Annotated in this window: 9 protein-coding genes; 6 read left to right on the top strand and 3 right to left on the bottom strand. The window is 72.8% G+C overall.

The features are described 5' to 3' along the window. Positions 1-49 precede the first annotated feature (49 nt). From rimI to ADY01_RS06860, 3 genes are read left to right on the top strand one after another with little or no spacing between them, the layout of a single operon-like run. The gene (gene rimI / locus ADY01_RS06870; protein ID WP_049567324.1) at positions 50-526 is read left to right on the top strand and encodes a ribosomal protein S18-alanine N-acetyltransferase; all 477 of its coding nucleotides are present in this window, start codon (positions 50-52) and stop codon (positions 524-526) included. A gap of 5 nt (positions 527-531) precedes the next feature. After that, positions 532-1,602, top strand: coding sequence for a tRNA (adenosine(37)-N6)-threonylcarbamoyltransferase complex transferase subunit TsaD (gene tsaD / locus ADY01_RS06865; RefSeq protein WP_049567313.1), 1,071 nt, complete (start codon positions 532-534; stop codon positions 1,600-1,602). Continuing rightward, on the top strand, positions 1,602-1,856 hold the full coding sequence (locus tag ADY01_RS06860; protein WP_049567310.1) for a hypothetical protein: 255 nt from the start codon (positions 1,602-1,604) through the stop codon (positions 1,854-1,856). The genes tsaD and ADY01_RS06860 overlap by 1 nt, the downstream gene beginning before the upstream one ends. Positions 1,857-2,133: 277 nt before the next feature. Here ADY01_RS06860 and ADY01_RS06855 read toward each other — a convergent pair whose 3' ends face one another. Next, positions 2,134-3,339, bottom strand: a complete 1,206-nt coding sequence (locus ADY01_RS06855) for a THUMP-like domain-containing protein (protein ID WP_420715603.1) — start codon at positions 3,337-3,339, stop codon at positions 2,134-2,136. A 73-nt stretch (positions 3,340-3,412) separates the two neighbouring features. Here ADY01_RS06855 and ADY01_RS06850 point away from each other — a divergent pair, with 73 nt between their 5' ends. The 3 genes from ADY01_RS06850 (at position 3,413) to groL (ending at position 6,768) form a co-directional block, all read left to right on the top strand. Next, positions 3,413-4,408 (top strand): polysaccharide deacetylase family protein, encoded by a 996-nt coding sequence (locus ADY01_RS06850; RefSeq protein WP_049567304.1) that lies wholly within the window; start codon positions 3,413-3,415, stop codon positions 4,406-4,408. A 306-nt stretch (positions 4,409-4,714) separates the two neighbouring features. Continuing rightward, complete coding sequence (groES, locus tag ADY01_RS06845; protein ID WP_049567300.1) at positions 4,715-5,023, top strand: co-chaperone GroES; 309 nt, start codon at positions 4,715-4,717, stop codon at positions 5,021-5,023. A 119-nt stretch (positions 5,024-5,142) separates the two neighbouring features. Next, a complete protein-coding gene (gene groL, locus ADY01_RS06840; RefSeq protein ID WP_049567297.1) occupies positions 5,143-6,768 on the top strand; it encodes a chaperonin GroEL in 1,626 nt (541 codons plus the stop codon). Positions 6,769-6,843: 75 nt separating this feature from the next. On the opposite strand, the gene ADY01_RS06835 is transcribed toward groL, so the two are convergent. Then, positions 6,844-7,626 carry an SDR family NAD(P)-dependent oxidoreductase gene (locus tag ADY01_RS06835; protein ID WP_049567295.1) on the bottom strand — a complete coding sequence of 261 codons (783 nt, stop codon included), beginning with the start codon at positions 7,624-7,626 and terminating at the stop codon, positions 6,844-6,846. Between the two features lie 19 nt (positions 7,627-7,645). Continuing rightward, positions 7,646-7,963: a WhiB family transcriptional regulator gene (locus ADY01_RS06830; protein ID WP_049567287.1), complete on the bottom strand. Its 318-nt coding sequence runs from the start codon at positions 7,961-7,963 to the stop codon at positions 7,646-7,648. Positions 7,964-8,181 lie beyond the last annotated feature (218 nt).

Here is an 8,181-nt window from a genome sequence, read left to right as displayed (position 1 = left end):
GGGAACGGTCGGGTCGGCCGGCGCGGACGACGGGGTCGTGCTGCGCGAGATGCGCTGGTGGGACATGGACGGGGTGCTGGCCCTGGAGGCGGAGCTGTTCCCGCGCGACGCCTGGTCGGAGGCGACCTACTGGGGGGAGCTCGCGGGGGCGCGCGGCCCGGGACGTTCGCGCCACTACGTGGTGGCGGAGACGCCGGACGGCCGCCTGGTCGGCTACGGCGGGCTCGGCGTCGCGGGCGGCACGGGCGAGGTGATGACCATCGGCGTCACCGGCGACCACCAGAGCCACGGCCTCGGCGGCCGGGTCCTGGCCGAACTGCTCGCCGCCGCCGAGGCGTTCCGCTGCCACGAGGTGCTGCTCGAGGTGCGCGTGGACAACGCGCCCGCCCAGCGCCTCTACCGCCGCTTCGGCTTCACCCGCGTCGGGCTGCGCCGCGGCTACTACCAGCCGGGCAACCACGACGCGCTGGTGATGCGCCGCGCGCCGGCGCACGCGAACGGGGAAGGACCGGCTGAGGATGGCTGACGAGGATGGCTGACGAACCCCTGGTGCTCGGCATCGAGACCTCCTGCGACGAGACCGGCGTGGGCGTGGTCCGGGGCCACACGCTGCTGGCCGACGCGGTCGCCTCCAGCGTGGACGACCACGCCCGCTACGGCGGGGTCGTCCCCGAGATCGCCAGCAGGGCGCACCTGGAGGCGATGATCCCCACGATCGAACGGGCCCTGGCCGACGCGGGGGTGGCGCCCACCGACCTGGACGCCGTCGCCGTGACGGCGGGCCCGGGGCTGGCGGGCGCGCTGCTGGTGGGCGTCTCGGCGGCCAAGGCGTACGCGTACGCGCTGGGCACGCCCCTCTACGGCGTCAACCACCTGGCCTCGCACGTGTGCGTCGACCAGCTGGAGCACGGGCCGCTGCCGCGGCCGACGATGGCGCTCCTGGTCTCGGGCGGCCACTCCTCGCTGCTGCTGGCACCGGACATCACGGCGGATGTGAGGCCGCTGGGCGCGACGATCGACGACGCGGCGGGCGAGGCGTTCGACAAGGTGGCCCGCGTCCTCGGCCTCGGCTTCCCCGGGGGCCCGGCGATCGACCGGCTGGCGCGGGACGGCGCCCCGGACGCGATCCGCTTCCCCCGCGGCCTGACCGGGCCGCGGGACGCGCCGTACGACTTCTCGTTCTCCGGGCTGAAGACGGCCGTGGCGCGGTGGGTGGAGGCCCGGCGGAACGCGGGCGAGGACGTGCCGGTGGCGGACGTGGCGGCGTCGTTCCAGGAGGCGGTCACCGACGTGCTGACGCGCAAGGCGGTCAGGGCCTGCCGCGAGGAGGGCGTGGACCACCTGATGATCGGTGGCGGGGTGGCCGCGAACTCGCGGCTGCGCGCCATGGCGGAGGAACGGTGCGCCGCCGCGGGCCTGATCCTGCGGGTGCCGCGGCCGGGACTGTGCACGGACAACGGCGCCATGGTGGCGGCACTCGGCGCGGAGATGGTGGCCCGGGGGCGCGCGCCGTCGGGGCTCGACCTCCCGGCCGACTCCTCGCTGCCGGTGACGCACCCCCATGTGCCGGAAGCGCTCGCGCACGCGCCGGGGCGCCCCTGATGGCGGTGACGCTGATGTGGGAGGCGCGCGCGGCGGAGGGCCGGGGCGCGGAGCTGCTGGCGTGGGCCCGCGCGCGGGAGCTGGACCCCCCGCCGGCGCGTCGCGAGACGTTCACCGCCCCGGGGGACCGGGTGCTGGTGATCACGTGGTGGGACGCGCCCTACGCCGCCGACGTGCCCGAACTGCCGACGCCCCCCGAGGAGTTGCTGCACCGGCCGGTCCACCGCTGGCGCTTCTCGCCCGTCTCGGACTAGGGCCTGTCCGGCGCATCCTCGCGGGCTCCCGACGCCGGCGGATGGGGGTACCTCCCAGGCCCCGAAGGGCCTGGGGGAGCCTCGCCGCGTTACCGAATCGCCCACGTACTCCCCCAGACTCCGTCCGGGAGGTGCCCCCACGTGCGAGGGGCGACCCGGTTCCCTCCTTGCCCGCCAGCGGGCAGGAGGGGCCCAGCGATGCACCGCATTGGGGGCACCTCCCAGCCGTCAGGCTGGGGGAGCCGCTCGCCATCCACGAAGATCCGCCGGACAGACCCTAGCCGGGAGGGTCGGTCGCGGGCCGGGCCAGCAGCATGGTGGGCGCGTTGGCCACCCGGGTCAGGAAGACGGTGGCCCTGGCGGAGCCCTTCGGCTTCAGCTGCTTCAGCAGCGTCTCGGGCGTCACCGCGGAGCCGCGCTTCTTCACCGTCACCGTGCCGACGTCCCGTTCGCGCAGCAGCGCCCGCAGCCGCTTCACGTGGAAGGGGAGGACGTCCGTGATCTCGTAGGCCGTCGCGAACGGGGTCGGGTGCGCCTCGTCGCTCGTGATGTAGGCGATCTCGGGGTCGAGCAGGCGGCCGTTGACCCGTTCCGCCACATCCGCGACGAGGTGGGAGCGGATCACCGCGCCGTCCGGCTCGTAGAGGTAGCGGCCCGGTGGGCCCGCGGGCGCCGGGCGGGCCCTGCCGGTGAGCGTGTGGCCGCCGGGGAGCAGGGTCGCGCGCACGGGGTGGGCCGCGCCGGTGCCGAACCACAGCACCGCCTCCTTGACCTCGCCCCGGTGCGAGACCCACTCCGCCTCCGCCTCCGCCGGAATCGCCTCGTGCGGCACCCCCGGCGCGATCTTGAGCGCCGCGTGGGGAACGCGCCCGGCTAGGGCGACGGCCCAGGAGAGGGGCGGCGAGTACGCCTCCGGGGCGAAGATCCTGCCGCCGCCCGTCCTGCGGCGGGCCGGGTCCACGAAGACCGCGTCGTGGCCCGAGACGTCCGTGTCCTCGACGGCGGCACACCGCACCGTGACGCGGTCGGACAGGCCGAGCGCGGCGGCGTTGGCCTCGGCGACCGCGCAGGCCAGCGGGGAGCGGTCCACGGCGAGCACCTCGATCCCGGCCCCCGCCAGGGCGAGCGCGTCGCCGCCGATGCCGCAGCACAGATCCGCCACGCGCCGCGCGCCGAGCGCCGCGAGGCGCCGGGCGCGCCACTCCGCGACGGGGGCGCGCGTGGCCTGTTCCACGCCGTCCGGCGTGAAGTACATGCGCTCCGCCTCCGCGCCGAACTTCGCCGCGGCCCGCTGCCGCAGCCGGGCCTGGCCGATGGCCGCCGACACCAGCTCGGGCGGGTGGTCGCGGCGCAGGCGCGTGGCGGCGGCCAGTTCGCGCTCGGGGGCGAGGTCGCGCAGCTCGTCCAGGAGGCGGCGCCCCGGCTCGGTCAGCAGGGCCCGGAAGGCCAGGGCGGAGGAGGCGTCGAGTTCGGGTGCGGCCACCTGAGTCATTCTCCCCGCCGGTCGGGATCGGCGTGCACGGGTCCGGGGGGCGGGGGTGGCAGCATCCCGAGCCATGAGGATTATCGAACAAGTAGGACAAAATTACCGATGGGTTCCCCGAGGGGTGCGGCGCTGCGGTGCTCTGGGCGGCGCGGCGATACTCGCCCTCGTCTGCTCGGGGGCAGGGCTTCCGGCGTTCCTGCTGCCCGCCGGGGCCCGGGACGGGGACGCGGAGCTGCCGTCCACGGTCGATGCGAACCCGCCGGGCAAGGGCGGCCAGGCCGTCGCCCCGGCCCTGCGCCAGGCGGCCAGGGCCGCCGAGGCGGTCGCCTCCTACGCCGACCGGCTCGAACGCGCCGAGGCGCGCCGTGTCGCCGCGGCCAAGAGCTGGGGACTGCGCCGCGCGCCCCTGCGCGCGCCGGCGCCCACGAAGCGCAAGCCGAAGCTCACCACCGAGCCGGGACATGTGGAGGGCGCGGGCCTGCCCCCGGTGATCGTCCAGGTGCCCACGGACGAGAAGGTCGTCTTCCTCACCATCGACGACGGCGCCGAGAAGGACCCGGAGCTGCTGAAGATGCTGCGCCAACTCGACGTCCCCTTCAGCGGCTTCCTCACCGACGAGGTGGCGCGGGAGGACTACGGCTACTTCCGCGAGGCCGTGCGCGACGGCGCCGGGATGCACAACCACTCCGTCAGCCACCCGGAGCTGACCCGCCTCACCTACACCCAGCAGCGCGAGGAGATCTGCCGCCAGCAGGACACCCTGGAGAAGGAGATCGGCGAGCGGCCCTCCCTCTTCCGCCCGCCCTACGGCGCCTACGACCGCGACACGCTGCGGGCGGCGGCCTCCTGCGGGGTCGAGGTGGTGCCGCTGTGGGCCGAGGAGGCGTTCCCCGACCGCATCGAATGGGGGCGCTCGGACCGGAAGTTCCACCCCGGCGACATCATCCTCACCCACTTCCGCGGTACGGGGGAGTGGTCGGGGAGCATGGCGGACATGGTGCGCCGCGTGCTCGACACGGTGACCGAGCAGGGCTTCGCCGTGGCCCGCCTGGAGGACTACATCTGAGCGCCGGGGACACGCGGGGGACACGCCGGGGCGGGTGGCGCCGCACGCGCCCCTCGGCGTCCAACGCGCCCTGCTCAGGCGCGTATACGCCCGCGTGCGCGTCCTCTGCCGACGGCGCTCGCCAGGGTGCCTGGCACTCTAGTTGACTGAGTGCTAACAGCCGCATAGTCTCGACATTGGCACTCTCCACGTAGGAGTGCCAGATACGTGTGACAGGCGGATCCGGCACCCGCGACGACGGGTCCACCCAGTTGCCCGTCAGTCCATTGAAGACCCCGTGAGATCTCCGAAGGGGGAGGTCGGATCGTGACGACCGTCAGCTCCAAGGTTGCCATCAAGCCGCTCGAGGACCGCATTGTGGTCCAGCCGCTCGACGCCGAGCAGACCACGGCCTCGGGCCTGGTCATTCCGGACACTGCCAAGGAGAAGCCCCAGGAGGGCACTGTCCTGGCCGTGGGCCCCGGCCGCTTCGAGGACGGCAACCGTCTGCCGCTCGACGTCAAGGTCGGCGACATCGTGCTGTACAGCAAGTACGGCGGTACCGAGGTGAAGTACAACAACGAGGAGTACCTCGTTCTCTCGGCCCGCGACGTGCTCGCGATCATCGAGAAGTAGTAATCGCGTACGGCACCGACGTATCACGCCGCGCCCCGATACCCGCGACTGAGTCGACAGACTGCCGGGGCCGGGGCGTGGTGTCGTTTTCCGAAGACCACTAAGGGACACCCACACCCATGGCGAAGATCCTGAAATTCGATGAGGACGCCCGCCGCGCCCTCGAACGCGGCGTCAACCAGCTCGCGGACACCGTCAAGGTCACCATCGGTCCCCGCGGCCGGAACGTTGTCATCGACAAGAAGTTCGGCGCTCCCACCATCACCAACGACGGCGTGACCATCGCCCGCGAGGTCGAGGTCGAGGACCCCTACGAGAACCTGGGCGCGCAGCTGGTCAAGGAGGTGGCGACCAAGACCAACGACATCGCGGGTGACGGCACCACCACCGCCACCGTGCTGGCGCAGGCGCTCGTCCGCGAGGGTCTGCGCAACGTGGCCGCCGGCGCCTCCCCCTCGGGCCTGAAGCGGGGCATCGACGCCGCGGTCGAGGCGGTCGCCGAGGACCTGCGCGCCAGCGCCCGGCCGATCGACTCCAAGGAGGACATCGCCGCCGTCGCCGCCCTGTCCGCCCAGGACAAGCAGGTCGGCGAGCTCATCGCCCAGGCGATGGACAAGGTCGGCAAGGACGGCGTCATCACCGTCGAGGAGTCGCAGACCTTCGGTCTCGACCTGGAGTTCACCGAGGGCATGGCCTTCGACAAGGGCTACCTCTCGCACTACATGGTCACCGACCAGGAGCGGATGGAGGCCGTCCTCGACGAGCCCTACATCCTCATCCACCAGGGCAAGATCGCCTCCATCCAGGACCTGCTCCCGCTCCTGGAGAAGATCATGCAGTCCGGCGGCTCCCGCCCGCTGCTGATCGTCGCCGAGGACGTCGAGGGCGAGGCGCTCTCCACCCTCGTCGTCAACAAGATCCGCGGCACGTTCAACTCGGTGGCCGTCAAGGCCCCCGGCTTCGGTGACCGCCGCAAGGCGATGCTCGGCGACATGGCCGCCCTCACCGGCGGCACCGTGATCTCCGAGGAGGTCGGCCTCAAGCTCGACCAGGTGGGCATCGACGTGCTGGGCTCCGCCCGCCGCGTCACCATCACCAAGGACGACACCACCCTCGTCGACGGCGCGGGCAAGTCCTCCGACATCGAGGGCAGGGTCGCCCAGATCCGCGCCGAGATCGACGCCACGGACTCCGACTGGGACCGCGAGAAGCTCCAGGAGCGCCTGGCGAAGCTCGCGGGCGGCGTGTGCGTCATCCGCGTCGGCGCCGCCACCGAGGTGGAGCTCAAGGAGAAGAAGCACCGTCTCGAGGACGCCATCTCGGCCACCCGCGCGGCGGTCGAGGAGGGCATCGTCCCCGGCGGCGGCGCCTCCCTCGTCCACTCGGCGAAGGTGCTCGAGGGCGGCCTCGACAGGACCGGCGACGAGGCCACCGGCGTGGCGATCGTCCGCCGCGCCCTCGTCGAGCCGCTGCGCTGGATCGCGGAGAACGCGGGCCTCGAGGGCTACGTGATCACCTCCAAGGTGGCCGAGCTCGACAAGGGCCAGGGCTACAACGCCGCCACCGGCGTCTACGGCGACCTGGTCAAGGACGGCGTCATCGACCCGGTGAAGGTGACCCGATCCGCCCTGCAGAACGCCGCCTCCATCGCCTCCCTGCTGCTCACCACCGAGACCGTGGTGGTCGAGAAGAAGGAAGAGGAGCCGGAGAGCGCCGGCGGGCACGGCCACGGTCACTCCCACTGACCGGCAGCCAGCCGAGCGCAGAACGGGCCCCGTTCCACCGCCGAGTCCGGCCGGCGGAACGGGGCCCGTGCGCGTTCAGTCGCCGCGGCGCGGCCCGTAGCGGCGGCGCGCCCTGGCCGAGATGCCGCCGAGCGCGCTCCGCGGCGCCAGCCGGGCCGCGCCCGTCAGCACCTTGTACCGCGCGTCGGGGATCGACACCGTCTTGTTCCGCGCCAGGTCCCTCAGCGCCGTCTCGACCACCCGGTCCGCGTCCAGCCACATCCAGTCCGGGATCGCGCCGATGCCCAGCGCGGCCCGCTCGTGGAACTCGGTGCGCACGAAGCCCGGACACAGCGCCGTCAGCCGCACCCCGCTGCCCGCCAGGTCGCGCGCCGCGCCCTCGGTGAACTGCACCACCCACGCCTTCGACGCGCTGTAGGTGCCCCGGGGGAAGAACGCGGCCACCGACGCCACGTTCACCACGCCGCCCCGGCCGCGCCCGCGCATCGGCTCCACGGCCGCCGCGGTCAGCCGCAGCACCGCCTCGCAGTGCACCTTCAGCATCCGCAGCTCATCGGCGAGGGGCGCGTCGAGAAAGCCGCCCTTCAGGCCGAAGCCGGCGTTGTTGACCAGCAGGTCCACCGGGCGGTCCGGGTCGGAGAGCCGCCGCTCCACCGCGCCGATGCCCTCGTCGGTCGACAGGTCGGCCGGCAGCACGGCCGCCTCGATCCCGTGCCGGTCGTGCAGCTCGGCGGCCTGCCGCCGCAGCCTCTCGGCGTCGCGCGCGACGAGCACCAGGTCGTGCCGGTCCCGGGCCAGCCGGCGGGCGAAGGCGGCGCCGATACCGGCGGTCGCTCCCGTCACCAATGCAGTTGTCATACCAAGACGGTAGTCGTGGTCAGCGCCTGGTCTGCTGAGGGTGCGCGTTCACCAGGTCGCGACGGGCCCGGCCGAGCAGCTCCTCGCGCTCGTCCTCGGTCAGACCGCCCCAGACGCCGTACGGCTCGCGGACGGACAGCGCGTGCGCGGCGCACTCGGCCCGCACCGGGCAGCGCATGCACACTTCCTTGGCCGCCTCCTCACGCGCGCTGCGGGCCGCCCCGCGCTCGCCCTCGGGATGGAAGAACAGCGAGCTGTCCACCCCCCGGCAGGCGGCCAGGAGCTGCCAGTCCCACAGGTCGGCGTTGGGGCCCGGAAGGCGGGAGAAATCTGCCATGACAGTGTCCCAATCGTCATCGAGCTGGAAGAAGTTGTAGAAATCCGAATGAAATCCGAATCAATCCGAAGGGAATCCCGCGCACCGCGTGAATCAGCGAGAGGCCGCACGGAACAGATGTAAATATGACTACCAGCCGAATATAGCCATAGACACCCCAAGATGGGCAATAAGGTCTAAATAGGTCAAAAACGGATGTTCGGCGTGTTTGTCGAAGG

The sequence above is a fragment of the Streptomyces sp. SBT349 genome (assembly GCF_001083795.1).
Lineage (GTDB): Bacteria > Actinomycetota > Actinomycetes > Streptomycetales > Streptomycetaceae > Streptomyces.
The sequence above is the reverse complement of the archived record's forward strand: the minus strand, read 5'-3'. Positions and strand labels throughout refer to the sequence as shown.